The organism is Paraburkholderia tropica, from assembly GCF_900109265.1.
In the GTDB taxonomy this organism is placed as follows: domain Bacteria; phylum Pseudomonadota; class Gammaproteobacteria; order Burkholderiales; family Burkholderiaceae; genus Paraburkholderia; species Paraburkholderia tropica.
On record NZ_FNZM01000014.1, the window covers coordinates 145,054 to 161,783 of the forward strand.

General features: G+C 61.4%; 9 protein-coding genes. 3 read left to right on the plus strand and 6 right to left on the minus strand.

Annotated features, from left to right (window positions below; genetic code table 11):
* Positions 1-236 precede the first annotated feature (236 nt).
* Genes tssM through BMY06_RS23910 form a run of 3 tightly spaced genes read left to right on the plus strand, consistent with a single transcriptional unit; the run spans position 237 to position 6,080 of the window.
* The gene (gene tssM / locus BMY06_RS23900; protein WP_074985697.1) at positions 237-4,124 is read left to right on the plus strand and encodes a type VI secretion system membrane subunit TssM; all 3,888 of its coding nucleotides are present in this window, start codon (positions 237-239) and stop codon (positions 4,122-4,124) included.
* A complete protein-coding gene (gene tagF, locus BMY06_RS23905) occupies positions 4,121-5,131 on the plus strand; it encodes a type VI secretion system-associated protein TagF (RefSeq protein ID WP_074985698.1) in 1,011 nt (336 codons plus the stop codon). The genes tssM and tagF overlap by 4 nt, the downstream gene beginning before the upstream one ends.
* Complete coding sequence (locus BMY06_RS23910; protein ID WP_074985700.1) at positions 5,115-6,080, plus strand: OmpA family protein; 966 nt, start codon at positions 5,115-5,117, stop codon at positions 6,078-6,080. Before tagF ends, BMY06_RS23910 begins: the two co-directional genes overlap by 17 nt.
* A 54-nt stretch (positions 6,081-6,134) precedes the next feature.
* On the opposite strand, the gene BMY06_RS23915 is transcribed toward BMY06_RS23910, so the two are convergent.
* From BMY06_RS23915 to tssH, 6 genes are all read right to left on the minus strand, one after another.
* Positions 6,135-8,396: a DUF2235 domain-containing protein gene (locus BMY06_RS23915; protein WP_074985702.1), complete on the minus strand. Its 2,262-nt coding sequence runs from the start codon at positions 8,394-8,396 to the stop codon at positions 6,135-6,137.
* A gap of 101 nt (positions 8,397-8,497) precedes the next feature.
* A complete protein-coding gene (locus tag BMY06_RS23920; protein ID WP_244144401.1) occupies positions 8,498-9,373 on the minus strand; it encodes a DUF3304 domain-containing protein in 876 nt (291 codons plus the stop codon).
* Positions 9,363-10,313 carry a DUF4123 domain-containing protein gene (locus BMY06_RS23925; RefSeq protein ID WP_074985703.1) on the minus strand — a complete coding sequence of 317 codons (951 nt, stop codon included), beginning with the start codon at positions 10,311-10,313 and terminating at the stop codon, positions 9,363-9,365. Before BMY06_RS23925 ends, BMY06_RS23920 begins: the two co-directional genes overlap by 11 nt.
* Complete coding sequence (locus tag BMY06_RS23930) at positions 10,313-12,871, minus strand: type VI secretion system Vgr family protein (protein WP_074985705.1); 2,559 nt, start codon at positions 12,869-12,871, stop codon at positions 10,313-10,315. Before BMY06_RS23930 ends, BMY06_RS23925 begins: the two co-directional genes overlap by 1 nt.
* Positions 12,872-12,890: 19 nt before the next feature.
* Positions 12,891-14,027, minus strand: coding sequence for a type VI secretion system protein TssA (gene tssA, locus BMY06_RS23935; protein WP_074985706.1), 1,137 nt, complete (start codon positions 14,025-14,027; stop codon positions 12,891-12,893).
* A gap of 1 nt (position 14,028) precedes the next feature.
* On the minus strand, positions 14,029-16,707 hold the full coding sequence (gene tssH / locus BMY06_RS23940; protein WP_074985708.1) for a type VI secretion system ATPase TssH: 2,679 nt from the start codon (positions 16,705-16,707) through the stop codon (positions 14,029-14,031).
* Positions 16,708-16,730: the final 23 nt, after the last annotated feature.

The following is a 16,730-nucleotide window of genomic DNA, read 5'->3' on the forward strand; positions in this document are numbered from 1 at the left end:
AGAGGATGTTATGGGGCGTTCTTTCAATATCTTGCGCCGCGCGCCGCATGGGCCGCGCCATTTCTTTTCCCATTTTTCGCCATCCCGCTTGCCATCCCGCTTGCCGACGCGGCGCCATGCCTGAGCGCCGCGTACGCGCGCGTGCATGCGCCCTGCCCGCGTGACGCCCGAGCACGCGTCGCGACTCGCAACGAATCATCAGAACAGCACACAAAGCACCAGGACCTGACCGGCTTATGCAACGCATCCTCAACGTGTTGACTCACAGGCGCACGCTTTCCATCATCGGCTTCATCGCGCTCGCCGCCGTGTTGTTCATCGCAGCCGACACGCTGCAAATCGGGCTCATCTGGGTCGGCGTGGTGCTCGGCGCCCTGCTCGCGATCTGGCTGCTCGTCTGGATCGTGCGCCGCATTCGCGTGCATCGCGCGAATCGCAAGCTCGGCGACATGCTCGAACAGCAGGCTCAGGTCGAAAGCCCGGCGGCCGTCGCCGCGCGCGGCACCCAGGCCGAACTCGACGCGCTGCGCACGCGCCTCGTCGACGCGGTCAAGACCATCAAGTCCTCGAAGATCGGCCAGATGTCGGGCGGCTCCGCGCTGTACGAATTGCCGTGGTACATCGTGATCGGCAATCCGGCGGCAGGCAAAAGCAGCGCCGTGCTCAATTCCGGCCTGCAATTTCCGTTCGCCGACAAAAAGGAAGCGATCGTTCACGGTATCGGCGGCACGCGTAATTGCGACTGGTTCTTCACCAACGAAGGCATTCTGCTCGATACGGCCGGCCGCTATTCGATTCACGAAGAAGATCGCGGCGAATGGCTCGGCTTTCTGGGCCTGCTCAAGCGTTTTCGTCCGAAGGCGCCGATCAACGGCATCATCGTGACGGCCAGCATTGCGGAACTCACGGGCAGCAAGCCCGAATTCGCCATCGACCTCGCCAAGAACCTGCGCCAGCGCGTGCAGGAACTCACTGAAAAGCTCGAAGTGTTCGCGCCGGTCTACGTGATGTTCACGAAGGTCGACCTCATTACGGGTTTCACGGAATTCTTCAGCGGCAGCGAGCGCAACGAATACGACCGCGTGTGGGGCGCTACCCTGCCCTACGAACCCGACGAGAAGCGTGACGTGGTCACGCTGTTCGATGATCGCTTCGAAGAGCTTTACGACGGCCTGAAGGAAATCAGCATTGCGCAGATGTCGATGAGCCGCGGCAACGCGCTCACGCCGGGCCAATTGAGTTTTCCGCTGGAATTCTCGACCATCAAGCCTGCGCTGCGTGCGTTCCTCGCCACGCTGTTCGAAAACAATCCGTTCCAGTACAAGCCGATTTTCCGCGGCTTCTATTTCACGAGCGCACTGCAGGAAGGCGAAACCAATAGCGCCGCCGCGCAGCGCATCGCCAATCGCTTTGCCCTTTCCGCCGATGGTCTGCCCAAGCCACAAGCCGCGTTCTCGAAGAATGGTTTCTTCCTGAAAGACCTGTTTTCCAAGGTGATTTTCGCGGACCGCCATACGGTTCGCCAGTTCGCGAGCCCTGCGAAAACGCGCCTGCGCTACGCCACGTTCTTCGGCGTGGTGGCGGCGCTCGCCCTCGCGCTCGGCGGCTGGACGTGGTCGGCGATCAACAATCAGCAACTGGTGGCGAACGTGCAGGCCGATCTCGACAACGTCGAGAAACTGCAGCAGAACCGCAACGATCTGCAATCGCGCCTGCAGGCGATGGATATTCTCGAGGACCGCATCGACCAGCTCGAACAGTTCCGTCACGACAAGCCGATCTCGGTGTCGCTCGGGCTGTATCAGGGCGATCGCCTCGAACAGCATCTGCTCGAAGAGTATTACAACGGCATTCGCCAGATCATGCTCACGCCGGTCTCGCAGAATCTCGCGTCGTTCCTCAAGGACGTGGACGCGCATCCGGACCAGCTCGCACCGATGACGCACGCGCCGGACTCGGGCGCGGTGCCGGTTTCCGCGCACGCCGCCATGGCGACCACGCGCCAGGGCGGCCTCTATAGCGACGCCTCGCCGAGCAGCGTCGAGGACGCGTACAACGCGCTCAAGACCTACCTGATGCTCTCCGACAAGCGCCACGTCGAGACCGCTCACCTCACCGACCAGATCGCCCGCTTCTGGCGCGGCTGGCTCGAACAGAATCGCGGCAACATGCCTCGCGACGAGATGATCAAGAGCGCCGAGCGCATGATCACTTTCTATCTCGCGCGCGTGAACGACGACGACTGGCCGATGATCGACGCGAATCTCGCGCTCGTCGACCAGACGCGCGAGAACCTGCGCCACGTGGTGCGCGGCATGCCCGCACGCCAGCGCGTGTATGAAGAGATCAAGGCGCGCGCCTCGACGCGTTTCGCGCCGATGACGGTCGCGCGCATCGTCGGCGATGGCAATACGAGCCTCGTTGCCGGCAGCTACGCGATTCCGGGTACGTTCACGCGCGAAGCGTGGTTCCAGTATGTGCAGCCCGCGATCCGCGACGCCGCCACCAAGGAACTGCAGGCGAAGGACTGGGTGCTCAACACCTCGGCTGCCGACGACCTCACGCTCGAAGGCAGCCCCGAGCAGATCCAGAAAACGCTGGTGGGCATGTACAAAACGGAGTACGCGCAACACTGGCAGAAGTTCATGCAGGGCATCGCCGTGCAGGACTTCGGCACCTTCGGCCAGGCTGTCGACGCGATGAACCGTCTCGGCGACCCGCAGGATTCGCCGATCCGCAAGATTCTCGAAACCGCGTACGACCAGACTTCGTGGGACAACCCGTCGCTCGTGAACACCAGCATCAAGCGTGCGCAGAGCGGCATCACGGGCTGGTTCAAGAATCTGTTCTCGCGCGCGTCGAGCGGTCCGTTGCAGGCCAACATCGACATCAACGGCAATCCGGTCGAGCTGCCGATGGGTCCGGTGGGTCAGGCGTTCGCGGGCCTCGGCCGGATCGTCGTCACGCACGACAACGGTTCGATGCTCAAGGGCTACATGGATTCGCTCTCGAAGGTGCGCACGCGCTTCAACACCATCAAGAATCAGGGCGATCCGGGACCGGGCGCGCGCCAGCTGATGCAGCAGACGCTCGACGGCAACGGTTCGGAACTGGCCGATTCGCTGAAGTTCGTCGACGAGCAGATGCTCACCGGCCTCACCGACGATCAGCGCAAGGCACTGCGTCCGCTGCTCGTGCGCCCGCTCATGCAGGCGTACGCGGTGGTGATCCAGCCGGCCAGCGTCGAAGTGAACAAGGTGTGGAATGCGCAGGTGTATCAGCCGTTCCAGGCGTCGCTCGCGAACAAGTATCCGTTTGCGGGCACGGCGAAGGTCGAGGCTGGCGCGAGCGAAATCGCGCAGATGTTCGGCCCGGACGGCGCGATCTCGAAGTTCGTGAGCACCACGCTCGGCCCGCTCGCGGTCCGTCGCGGCGACACGCTTTCGGCTCGCACGTGGGGCGATATGGGCCTCTCGCTCACGCCTGATTTCACCGGCGGCTTCGCGCGCTGGGTCGCGCCGCTCGCGGGTGGCGCGGCGGGTGCGAATGGCGGCAGCAGCGAACCGCAGACCGTGTTCCAGATCCTGCCGCAGCCGTCGAGCGGCACGACCGAGTACACGATCGCGATCGACGGCCAGCAACTGCGTTATCGCAACACGCCGCCGCAGTGGACCAACTTCGTGTGGCCGAATCCGTCGGGCTCGCCGGGCGCGACGCTCTCGGCGACGACCTTCGACGGCCGCACGATCCAGCTCGTCAACGAGCCGGGCCGCTACGGTCTCGAGAAGCTGATCAACTCGGCGCAACGCAGCCGTCGTCCGGATGGCACCTTCGACCTCAACTGGACGCAAGGCAGCGTGACGGTGTCGGTGAGCATGCGCATCATCAGCACCTCGCAGCCGACCGCATCGAGCGGCGATGCACCGCAGCAGCAAGGCTTGCGCGGCGTGCAGTTGCCGTCGTCGATTGCCAGCGTGGGCGTGGCCGCGAATCCGGCTTTGACCCCGGCTGCACCGGCCAACGCGTCGAACAGCAACGCGGCGGCCGCGACGAGCGCGCCGCAAGCGGCAGTCGCGACGGCCAATGCAGTGAGCGCCAACAACAACGCGGGAGGTGCGCAATGACGCAAACCGTTCAGGCGCAAATCGCCTACTTCGGCAAGATTCCTTCGCGCGGCGACTTCGTGAAGAGCGGGCACAATCCGCAACTGCTGCAAACGCTCGATCGCTGGCTCGCGCAAGCGATGGAACTGCTCACCGACGATCCGCGCTGGAAGATCGTCTACGAAGAAGCGAAGCCGATGCACTTCGCGTTTCTCGGCTCGCACAGCAAGCTCGCGATCGCCGGCCATATGGTGGCGAGCCACGATCAGTCGTCGCGGCGCTTTCCGTTTCTCGCCGCCACCGCGCTGGAAGTCGAGCAGCCGCTCGCTTTTCTCGCGCGCAGCCCGCTCGCATTCGCGCGTCTCTGGTCGCGCGTCGCTGCACAGATGCAGCCGCTGCTCGGACCGAGCGAACCCGCGGGCGCGCTGCAATCGCTCGGCGAAACGTTCGTGCCGGTCGATGTGGGCGGCACGGGCAATCCGCACGACGGCACGTTCGCCGACTTCGTCGAGCATCAGACGCTTTCGGGCCTCGAACAGATGCTGCTGGCGAGCGGCCATCCGGTGCGTTTGCGCGGCGCGATGCTCGCGCTTGGCTCGCTGCTGCGTCCCGTGATGACGAGCGGCGCAGCGCATCTCGAACGCGGCCTCACGCTGCCGCTGCCGACCGATCCGTTCTATCGCAGCCTCGTTGCCGCGTTCTGGCTCGAACTGATCGCGCCGTTCGTGTCGAAGGCCGATTTCGAACTGGCGATCTTCATCGGCACGATTGCGCAGCGCGAGCGCCTCGTCATCGGATTCAACGGCGCTTCCGCGAAGACCCTGCACAGCGTGGTCGATCCGCAAACCTACGCAGCCCACAACATCGACATCGACGATCCCGAGTGGATCGACGATCATGCACAAAGCGACCATGGCATCAGCAAACTCGTCAGCTACCTCGACCAACCGCAGCTGTCGCTGCGCGTCTCGATCGACACGTTCCGCGAGGCGTTTATCGGGGAGCCGGTCAATGGCCGCCGTGCTTGATACGCGTGCGCGCCGCGCGCTGGCGGCCGCGGTCGCGCTGGTGTTCTGCGCTGCCGCGCCCGCTTTCGCCGACGACGGCAGCCCCGCACGCGTCACGCCCATCGACAACAGCGGCTCGCAGATCCGCACGACGGTCCTGCCCGGCACGGCTTCATCGGCAGGCGTGGCGAATACTGCGCCCGCCGCTTCCGTCACTGCAGCCGCTTCGGGCACGCGCAGCGCCGTGACCTCGACGCCCGCACCGATGGACAACGCGCCGGGCCAGGTCGTGGTGGGCGGCAAGGTGCCCGACGAAGCCACGCACGCTGCCGTGCTGCAACGTCTGCGCGATACGTATGGCGCAGGCAACGTGGTCGACCAGATCGAAGTGGGCGATGTGGCCACGCCGCCTAACTGGTCGTCGAATGTGCAGAAGCTGATTGGCGCGCAGCTCAAGCAGATTCACAAGGGACAATTGAAGATCGACGGCACGCAGATCGACGTGCGCGGCGAAGTGGGCAACGAAGCGCAACGCCAGCAGATCGCGAGCGACATGGCGAATGCGCTCAATCCCACTTATACGATTCGCAATGGACTGCGTGTGAGCGCATCCGAACAGGGTCTGCTCGATCAGACGCTCGCGAACCGCACCATCGAATTCGAAACCGGCAGCGCGACGCTCGCGCCGGAAGGCCGCGCGATTCTCGATCAGATGGCCGCCGTGCTCGCGAAAATGAATACGCGCACGGTGGAAATCATCGGTCATACCGACAATTCGGGTAATCGCGCTTCGAATATCGCATTGAGCCAGGCGCGCGCGGATGCGGTGAAGGGCTATCTCGTTGCGAAGGGGATTTCGCCGCAGCAGCTCACGACCAATGGTGTGGGCCCCGATCAGCCGGTGGCGTCGAACGACACGACCGACGGTCGTGCGCGTAATCGACGTATTGAATTCCGCGCGGGGATTTAAGTGTTGCTGGGCCGCGCGGGGCGCAATGCCCGCGCGGCTTTTTTCATATCGGCTCTACAGCGCTGAACGCGCCTTTTGCATGGCCGCCTGATCGGCCGCCATCTTGTCGATACGCGCCGCGTTGGCGTCGTCTTCTTTGCGCTTCTTGTCTTCCGCGTCGTAATCGGTGGTGCCGAATACGTCTTTGTCGCGCGTGCGGAAATACAGCGAAGGCGCCAGCACGTGATCCTGCCAGCTCGTCAGCAGCGTATCGTGAACGAGCATGTCGAATAGCGCCATGACGTCGTCGGGCAGCGGGTTCTTGCCGGCGAACCCTTCTTGCCAGGCCTTTACCAAGGCGATCTGATCGGCGTTGAGCGGATCTTTATTTACGAACGCGGGCGCGAGAAAGAGCGGCGTGTAGTGCATTTGCGTGTCGAACGAATGCGTGAAACGGCGCTGTTGCTCCGCTTCGTAACCCGGCCGCATCTTTTCCCACTTCGACGTCATGTCCTTCGCTTCGGCATCGAGCCGCTTCCACACGGTCGTGTAGTTGTTCGAAGGCGCATGCGCGAACAGATCGTTCCAGTGCGCGTCGGCAGCCTGCTTTTCCTGGCGCAATTGCTGGATCTTCGGCGAGTCCATCGGACCGCTGCCCTGCATTTCCCATTGCAGTTTCGCGGCCGCCGCGCGGCGGTCGTAGTCGGCCTTTTCCACTTGCTTGCGCCATTCTGCAACAGGATCGGTCACGGAGTGACGGAAGTCGGCGTCTTGATAGCGAACGGCAATCCAGCGCAGAAACGTTTCCGCATGCGGCAGGAAATTGACGCCTGCGTTGTTGCGCACAACCTTCCGGTACGCTTCCACGAGCTGCTTGATGCGGTATTGCTTGCCTTCGTAGCTGATGGGGTGGGCGATGGTGATTCGCCTGAACAGAGTCGGCTTCCGCTCATAGATGGTTTCGAAGTCGAGCATGGCACAGCCTGCCTTGAGCGCTTCGATCAACATGTCGCGGAACGGCATGCGCATGAGTTCCGCATTCAAACCCAGTGATCCCTGCGGCGCGCCGCCAACTACGTCGCAACTCGTTCCGGGATAGAGGTATTGTTCGCCGCGTGTCTTTTCGAGGCTGTCGAGCCGCTGATAAAAACGCATCTCGTGCGCGGCGGCGTAGTGCACACAACGCTTCACACTAGCCGGGACGGAAAGCGGGAAGTCCTTGTAATCGGGCTTGATGGTGCCAAGATAAGGAATCAAGCCAATGACTTCGCCCGCATCCTCCGACATGATCGATGAAACCGCATCGAACAGACCGAGGAACTTGATTTCAATCGGCACACCGTCTATTTGCAGATCTTCGTCGTCGCGATGCTTGTACTTCTCGGCAATCCGATTGACGAAGGCGCGCGCGAGCACGCATCCTCGATCGGCTCCAAAAACCGAAAGTTCGATTTTGCGAATTTTACTGACCGCTGGCGGCCCCTTGCGGACGGCATCGACGGCGGCTTTAAACTGGTCCAATGCCGCGGCGAGCCGCGTGTCGACGCCCGTGCCGAAGTAGAAACTCATGGCCTGCGAGTCGCGCACGATGGCAACGTTCTCCATCACCACACTCGTAAATACCTGACGCACGGCAGCCTGTGCCACCTTCAGCGGATTCTTCTTGATATCGTTCTTCGCGTTCTTGTAGACGTGCACGACGCCAAGCTTCGAGCGCTCCCACAACCGTGCGGGCGACGGGTCCAGCACATTGGCAACCCGGCGCATCGTCGCGGGAATGTCCTTGATGTCCTTCTTGAAGTCGTTATAGGCCTTCAGCAACGGCCGGTACGAAAAATCTTCCGCCGACTTCTTGAAGGCATCCGTTGCACGCTTCTTGGCGTCGAATTTATCGAGTTGATTTGCGCGCGTGGCAGAGTTCAACACACTCTTTCCCGCGCCAAGGAGGTCCTTCCCCACCAGGGCGGCGGCAGCCTCACTCGTGTTGATCCAATCGTTGTTCTCGGCGCTTTTGTTGATATCGGTCCCGAGCCCTGAATAATAGAGCGCAAACCAGAACTGGTTCGGGGGACGTTTCGAGTCCAGCATGGTGCGATGGGCTTCCCACAATCGCGCAATATTCGAATATGTGGACGGGTTATCGCTTTTCTCGTCTTCGTCCTTGTTGCGGCCGAATGCGTCGAAAAATACGCCGATGCGAATCGTCGCGCCGCACGGCATGCAATCGCCCTTCGGATATTCATTAGCCGTCATCCGGCTGACGGCGAGACGGACGCTCTGCGGCGTAGCGTCGTCGGGATCCAGCCCGGACGTACTCTTTCCTTTATCAGCCGGCATCGTTTGATTCCTCGCACGGGGGCGGCAGCGGTCCGTTCATGTCGTCTTCGACGGTCGCTGCCGATAATGAGTGGCTATTCGAATCGTGTACGGTGCAGCAATTAGCCCGCATGTTGATACGCCTCGCGCGGGGGCGGCACCAGGCCGTCTGGAATCGCCGGAACGGGCACTTTCGCGAACTGCTTGTTCTTCAACGCTTTAAGCACGGCGGGCTGCAGACCTTGCAGAGATGCGGCAAGCGCTCCCGGCTTTGCCTTGTCGGCCTGAATGATTTTCTGCACCGCGGGATGCGCATCGAAATCCGAATTGATGAGCAACGCAAAGTACGCGTACTGCTCGAGATCGCGCTCGTCGGTCAAACGATATTTGATCCACGCTTGCGCGACGGCGCGCGCGATGCGGCGATCTGCATCGCCTTCCGTATCGTCGTAGCGATGGTCCAGCGCATCGCCGTGCTTTTGTTGCATGGCGCGAACGACGTCAACCACGGGCAACCTTGAATTCGGCATGATGCTCGCCGGAAATTCGAGCTCGACATGCCGATCTGGATAAAAATGCACGGCCAGTATGCGGTCGCCGATCCGGGTGGGCTCGGGGCTATCGGGTAGCGTCACGGTCGTTTCGGCGTGAAACGTCTTTTCGTCGCCCGCATGCCATTGATTGGCATCGTAGTAGTTCCACGATACCTTGAACTGAGTGCCTTTCAACGCATAGCAACACGAGACACCGCCGCCGCCGCCCGGCTCATTGTCGCCGCCGCTGCTAACTTCGTGCCCGAATTGATCGGTGATCGTGAAGCCTGCCAGGTTGTACGGCATGTAGTTGAGTGCCATGGTGGAAATGCTGCTATAGCTCGGCTCGGATTTCCCGCATGCGTTGAGCGCGACACAAAGCGCACTCGCAACCGCCACGCGCGTCAGCAAAAAAGTCCCCAACTTCACGATCTGCTCCTTGAATTCCTGAATATCATCCCGCACGAATCTCATCCCACGTCGCATCGTCGATCGTCTCAAACGCCTGCGCCGCGTCCATTTCCTTACGCATCACCGCGGCCAGTTGCGACTGCACGACCGGATGCTCGTCGAAGCGCGGGCCAATCAACAGTCCCGTCATGACATACGCCGACAACGACTCATCGCCGGTAATCCGATATCTGCCCGAGCGTTCCAGTTGTTCCAGCGTCTGCTCATAAAGCTCGATATCGCTGAGATGATCGATCGACGTGCCCATCGTTTCGCGAAACTTCAACACCAGTTTGTCGGCATAACCGAGCTGCAACAAACCTTCGTGCTGCTCAGCGCTCAACGGCGACACAACGCGAGTCAGCGCAGGCCTCGATTCATTCCGCCAGGTTGCGGCTTCCAGGCGGCGCGTGCGATATCCAATCTCCAGACAAGGCGCGATAAATTCCTGAGCCTGCTTCTCGCTCCAAACCTGTCGCAATCTCGGCAGTACATGGTTATCGAAAAAGAACAGGTAATACGCCCGCCCGTTGGGCAATTCGTACATCACATAGCGACGCAAATGCGCGTCGATCTGTTCGAACGAAACGGGTGACCAGATCGACGTCAGCGCATAAAGATCGACGGCTTCGCACCAAAGCTGACGAAGCATACTCAGCCCGCTTTCGTCTTTACCGAACAGCACGTGCGCGTCGAACTCGATCAGATACGGCGAAATCTCCGGATACTCTTCGAGTTCAATACCCTTCCACAAGGACACATGGCGAAGCCGCGTCTCGTTCCTCAAACGTTCGTGCAGGTCCTGATAACCACGCGTATCCACGAGCAGATAAAGTCTCGCGTCGATATCCGCGTGCACATAAGCAGTGAGCTTTGCGCGCAGACCGTCAAGCCACACAGGCCACTCTTCCTGGCGCGTATCGACGACGTCGCCTTGCACATTCTGTTCGCTCATCAGCCCACCTCGAGCATCGATTCACGTCCGCTCAGCGCGTTGAGCACGCATTCCTTGCAGGTGGAATTAGGCATGGTCGGAAGCGGATAATTCGTGCTGGCCGGCCCTTCGAACGAATGCTGTGCACCCTTGATATCGATCTTGCCGGGCGCGTGAATCTCGATGTTGCCGTCTTTGATGCGGATATAAGCGCCGCCGGACGTCAGCAGCAATTCCTTCTTCGCGGCACTTTCAACCTTGTCGGTCGCGGAAATCACCTTGAGCAACTTCTGCGCGGTGATTTCGACATTGTCCGCGTGCGACTGGATTTCCACTTTGCCCTGGCCCGCGAACAGTTTCATGCCCGCGTTCTGCGCAAACAGACTGAGTTTCTCGCGCGCGCTGGCGATCAGCGATTTGCCGGTCGCCACGTGCGTGCTCTGTCCGCTCGCGAGGCTAATCTGATGATCGGCGGCGATGTGCGTGGATTGCTGGGTCGACAACGCAATGCCCGCAGGGCTCGCCATGAGCATCACGGGCTGCGAAAACGCGTTTGCGCTGCCCGTTCCGCCGCCCGCCGTATTGCCGCCGCTTCCCGTCGCGGCTTGCACGCGTTCCTGCGTCGCGGTGGTGAACGACTTCAGCGCGTTCACGCCGTCCGCAAGACTTTCCGCCTGCTGATTCGCACTCGCTTGCGAGAGCGCGTCCATCATGTCTTGCGAGCTCGTCAGTTGCTGATGTGCTTCTGTCACGTCGAGTTGCGCGCTCGCGGCCGATCGGGCGTAAGTCGAAACGTACAGTCCCTGACCTGCCCGCACCGCGCCATAAGCATCCGATTTCAAATCGAATCCGCTACCCAGAAACGCGCCACGCGTATTCGCGTTTTGCGCGACGAGATAGCCCAGATGCAATTGCGAATTCGCACTCGTGCTATAGAGCTGCATGCGGTTCTGGCCGGTGGCGTCGTCGAGTACGAGCTGGTTATAACCGCTGCCGCCATACTCCTTCGATTTGTAACCGGAAAGCAGACCGTTCGAATGCCAGTTTGGCGCGGTCGATCCGTTATAAACGCGGCCCGTCACGATAGGCCGGTCGCAATCGCCGTCGAGCCAGTCGACGATGACTTCCTCTCCGACGCGCGGCACGTGCACGCTGCCATAACTGCTGCCGGTATCGGACATCGCCACGCGCAGCCAGCACGAAGCATTTTCGTCGCCGCTATTGAGCCGGTCCCAATGAAAATGCACTTTGATGCGATTCAGCGAGTCGGTGTACACCTCTTCGCTGGCAGGCCCCACCACGATCGCCGTTTGCATCTGCATATCGGGCTTGGGGTGATCGAATGCACTGCGATACGGCACGGTTTTGCGCTGCGCTTCGATTTGCGCATACAAAAAACCTTCGCTGCCGTCAGCGTGCGTTACCGCAGCCGATGTCGATGTGTGTGCGGCTTTGATCGCCGCGAGACGGCTTTGCAGGCTGTGCGGAAACGATTGCGCCTGCATGCTCGAAACCGGCAGATTATTCTCGACGAACCACACCGTTTCGATAATGGCGAATTCGCGATCCTGCTCGCTATCGGCGTCGTGCGCCGGATGCCCGCTCAACGTGAACCAGCGGCCCGCGTCGAGGTTACGCACCGCGCCACGACCTTCGAAGCGCTTCGTGCGAGATTCCCACTCTTCCATGCGAAACGTGGAAAGCGAATCGCCGCGCGCCTGATCGCCGAAACTATATGCGCCGGTGTATTCGTACACTTCGGCTTGCTGCGGAAGATGGCTTGTCGTGTCGAGCGTCGGCACCGAGGTGCCTTTCGCGTTGCTCGCCGTCGAGGGCGACTTGTAATCGAACGTACGCGTCGTGAGCGTCACGCTTTGCAACATACGCGTGGCGCTCCATTGCACCAGCGCATTCGTTTCGCTATTCGTGCCCGCGCGATAGAACTGCACCGTTTGCGGCGAGAGCGCCGGCAATGCGCTCAGATTGTCGACGACGACCAGCGTGTGCGATTTGCCGTCGCTGCCCTGTTCGAAATAACTATAGAGCCCTTCTGACTCCATGATTCGTTGGCAGAAGTGCCAATCGTCTTCATATTGCACGCAGAAAGAACGCTGCGGCAACGTGCTTTGCAAGGCGAAGCGGAACGCGCCTTGTGCCTGCGGGTGCGCGTTGAATACGTCGGTGAGAATGGCGTCGGCGGTCTTGTCCTGCCAGATGCGCGCGTCTTTCCTGAACTTCAAAAAATGCTGCCAGGACGCGAATTCGAGCTGATAACTTGTCAGGCCGCTATCCGAACCGAGTCGACGTGCCGTATGCACGTAGCCGTGATGCGGCAGATAAGATTTATCGGCCTGTTCGAACCAGAGCGTCACCGGTTGCGCAATCAGTTTCTTCAGTGCGATATCGCCGGTGAGCGACACAGCATCCACCGTGAAGCCATAATCGCGGCCCATACGCGTACGGCCGATCACACGTTGCGGTAGCAATGCGTTATCGCCGAGCGGCGTGTCGAGTTTCAGCAAGCGGCCGTCCTGCACGAGGCCGCCGCTGATAAGACTCATGATGTCCTGTGCGCCCATTTCGCTCACCAGGTGAATGTCATTCGTCCGATTTCACGCCAAGCATCTCGCGAATATGTGCGAGCGTGCTGTCGTCCTTGACCACTGTCGAAAGCCATTGATGCAGCGGCATGCCGGCCCACTCGGCCGCTTTATCGGCGAGATACGCGACCGGGCTATGCGGTTCGGTCTGGCGGAAGTAATCGGCCACCGCGCGCAATTGCGCAACGGCATCCGCGCGGCTTTCAATGCCGCCATGCGCGCGGGGTTGAACGCGAGTCGGGGTCAGCACGTGATCCTCATTGGACAAAGGCGTCTTGAAGCTCGGTTCCGAGCGCTCCTGTGCGCCGCGCGCCGCACCATGTGCGTCGCCTTGCGCCGATTGATCCGCCACGGGCGGCTTCTGCGCAGCGTTCGGATCCACGCCCACATCGCGCGCAAAACGCTCGAGCAACCGATACACATCGTCATAGGCATCGCGCGTTTGACGAAAGCTCGGCGCAGCGTCGCCGGCGCGGCGTTCGAGTTCCGCATCGAGTGCGCCGAGTGCGGCTTCGAATGTTTTAAATTGCGCGAGCAGCGCTTCATAAAATGCCGGCGCCGTGCCGCGCCGCGAAGCGTCGATCTGTTCCACCGACGGCTTGCCGCGCGCAATATCGGCCGCGTTGTCGGGGTCGCGTTTGACGGCCTGCGCGACGTGTTGCGCAACTTCCCAATCGAGCGTGCTAAACGCCGTGCCCGATTGGGTGAGCGGCACCGCTCGCAGCAATTCCGCCGAGCGCCCCGCGAGCCAGGCCACATTGCCCAGGCGCGACTCCACGTCATCGCCTTCGGGCAGCGGATGCACGCCGTCCCAGAAGCGATCCACGATCCCCGTGAGCACCGAAAAGCCTTGCGTGAGGCCCGGCACGCCTTCCTGGATTGCGAGCGCCTCGGTAAGCCATACCGCGAGGCGCAGATCCTTCGTTTGCGTGGCGAGCAGCGCCGTGCAACGCTCGATCACGAGCGGCCAGTCGGCTTCCTTGATTTCCGTGACCCATTCGCCTTGGTCGAGCGACGGGTCGTCGAAGCGACGCGCGTAAGCAATCGTGTCGAAATCCGCGGAGAACAGCAGATCTTCGCCACACGGCGAGGTTTCGTTGATGGGCGCGAGCAGCGCGGTGTAATCGTTCGACATATCAATTCACGGTGTATTCGATCTCGCCAGCCTCGTTGGCGCGCACTGTCACGCGCGCGAGCGCGGTGCCTTCTGCGATGCGTTCGAGCACGTATTGCGCAAGCTCGGGCAGCAACGTGCCATTGAGGATGTGATCGACATTGCGCGCACCCGAATCGACTTCGGTGCAGCGCGCGAGCACGGCGTCGACGAGCGTATCGTCCCACTCGAAAGTGGCGCCATGATTCGCTTCGATCCGCCGGCGAATGCGTTCGAGTTTGAGTTCGATGATCTCGGCGAGCACGTCGTCGGAGATCGGGTAATACGGTACGACTTTCATGCGCCCGAGGAATGCAGGCTTGAATGTCTTGTAGAGTTGCGGACGCAGCAATTCGGCCAGCGCGTCGGCGTCGGGCAATTCCTCGGCGGATTTATTCAGGCACGCCTGCATGACCGCCGACGAACCCACATTCGAAGTCAGAATAATGAGCGTATTGCGGAAGTCGATTGCGCGCCCTTCCGCATCATCCATCGTGCCCTTGTCGAAGATCTGGAAAAACATTTCCAGCACATCGGGATGGGCCTTTTCCACTTCGTCGAGCAGCACGACCGAATACGGATTGCGACGCACGGCTTCGGTCAGCACACCGCCTTCGCCATAACCGACATAACCCGGCGGCGAGCCTTTGAGGCCCGACACGCTATGCGCTTCCTGATATTCGCTCATATTGATGGTGACGAGTTTGCGCTCGCCGCCATAAAGAATATCGGCGAGCGCAAGCGCCGTTTCCGTTTTACCGACACCCGACGGGCCGACGAACATGAATACGCCACGCGGCTTATCCGGATCTTCCAGGTTCGCGCCTGCCGTGCGAACGCGTTGCGCAATCGCTTCGAGCGCGTGGTCCTGACCGATCACGCGCTCGCCGAGCAGCGGACTCAGGTTCAGCACCGTTTTAATTTCGTCCTTCACCATCCGGCCGAGCGGAATGCCTGTCCACGACGACACGACTTCGGCCACGACATGCGCATCCACTTGCAGCGGCACCATCGGACCATCGCCTTGCAACGCATGCAATTGCTCGACGAGTGCGGGCAGCGCGGCGCGCGCGTCGTCGGCGTCGCGTGCAAGCGCAGCGTCGGCGGCGGCTTCGCGCGAAGCATCGATACGCGCGCGCAGCGCAGCGATCTGCGTGACGAGTTCGTGTTCTTGCGCATAACGCGCTTCGTCTTCGGCCACTTCAGCGGCGCTGGCTTCGCGTTCCACTTTGAGCGCGGCGAGCCGTTCTTCGTGCGCCGCGCCATTCGCCGCTTCGCGTTCGAGCGCGGCGATTTCGGCGTCGACGCGTTCAATATGGCGCTTGCCGTCGTCGATCGCACCAGGCGTTGCGCTATGCGCGAGCGCGACTTTCGCGCAAGCGGTATCGAGCACGCTCACGGCCTTATCAGGCAATTGACGCGCGCTGATATAGCGATGCGAAAGTCGCACGGCCTCGGTAATCGCCTCGTCGAGAATGCGCACGTTGAAATGCTTTTCCATCAACGCGGTCATGCCGCGCAGCATCGAAGCCGCGAGCGTTTCGCTCGGCTCTTCGATCTTCACAACCTGAAAACGCCTGGCAAGCGCCGCGTCTTTCTCGAAGTACTTTTTGTATTCGCTCCACGTGGTCGCGGCGATCGTGCGCAATTCGCCGCGCGCGAGTGCGGGCTTGAGCAGATTGGCGGCATCGTTCTGGCCCGCCTGACCGCCCGCGCCAATGATCGTGTGCGCTTCGTCGATGAACAGCACGATCGGCTGCGGGCTTTTCTTCACTTCGTCGATCACGCTCTTCAGGCGATTTTCGAATTCGCCCTTCACGCTCGCGCCGGCTTGCAGCAAGCCCATATCGAGCACACGCAACGCAACGTTGCGCAGCGCCTCGGGCACGTCGCCTTCCGCAATGCGCAGTGCGAGCCCTTCGACCACCGCCGTTTTACCGACGCCCGGTTCGCCCGTGAGAATCGGGTTGTTCTGGCGGCGGCGCATGAGAATGTCGATGGTCTGGCGAATTTCGCCTTCGCGGCCGATCACCGGATCGACGCGGCCTTCGCGCGCTCGCTGCGTGAGGTCGGTCGTATACGTGTCGAGCGCAGGCGTTTTCGACGGGCCGCCGTTCGATCGCACTTCACCGTCCGCGTCCGATGCCGAGGGTTGCGCCGCTGCACACTCGGCGTCGCGCGGGGCGGCTTCGACCGACCCTTGCGTCAATTCGTCGAAACTGTGCTTGAGTTCGGCAACCGGCACCTCGCCCAGACGCGAAGACATGCGATGCGCGAATTGCGCGAGATCGGGCGCACTCAGTAGCGCGAGCAGCAAATGTCCCGAGCGGATACGCCCGATCTGCGTGTCGAGCGAGGCAATCAACCAGGCCTGTTCAAACAGCGCGATCAAATGCGGCGAGAATACCGGCGTACGCGTATTGCCGGTTTTCAGTTGCTGCAATTCGCGTTCGAGATCGGCGCGCACGGCATGCGGATCGATACGCGACGCGCGCAGCGCGCACACCAGATCGCTCGTGGGCTCTTCGAGCAAGGCGAGGAACAGGTGCTCCAGATCGACTTCGTAATGCCCCCGCGAAAGGCACGCGCTGGCCGCGCGTTCGGCCGCGAGACGGCAGGTGGAGTTGAGCTTGGTGATGAGGGTCTTGAGAGGCGTGCTCATGTCGTGAAGTCGGTCCGGGCGGA

What these genes read in the sequence shown, in the direction of transcription:
- tssM (WP_074985697.1), top strand. Translation starts at nt 237, where the DNA reads ATGCAACGCATCCTCAACGTGTTGACTCACAGGCGCACGCTTTCCATC.
- tagF (WP_074985698.1), top strand. Translation starts at nt 4,121, where the DNA reads ATGACGCAAACCGTTCAGGCGCAAATCGCCTACTTCGGCAAGATTCCT.
- BMY06_RS23910 (WP_074985700.1), top strand. Translation starts at nt 5,115, where the DNA reads ATGGCCGCCGTGCTTGATACGCGTGCGCGCCGCGCGCTGGCGGCCGCG.
- BMY06_RS23915 (WP_074985702.1), bottom strand. Translation starts at nt 8,396, where the DNA reads ATGCCGGCTGATAAAGGAAAGAGTACGTCCGGGCTGGATCCCGACGAC.
- BMY06_RS23925 (WP_074985703.1), bottom strand. Translation starts at nt 10,313, where the DNA reads ATGAGCGAACAGAATGTGCAAGGCGACGTCGTCGATACGCGCCAGGAA.
- BMY06_RS23930 (WP_074985705.1), bottom strand. Translation starts at nt 12,871, where the DNA reads ATGGGCGCACAGGACATCATGAGTCTTATCAGCGGCGGCCTCGTGCAG.
- tssA (WP_074985706.1), bottom strand. Translation starts at nt 14,027, where the DNA reads ATGTCGAACGATTACACCGCGCTGCTCGCGCCCATCAACGAAACCTCG.
- tssH (WP_074985708.1), bottom strand. Translation starts at nt 16,707, where the DNA reads ATGAGCACGCCTCTCAAGACCCTCATCACCAAGCTCAACTCCACCTGC.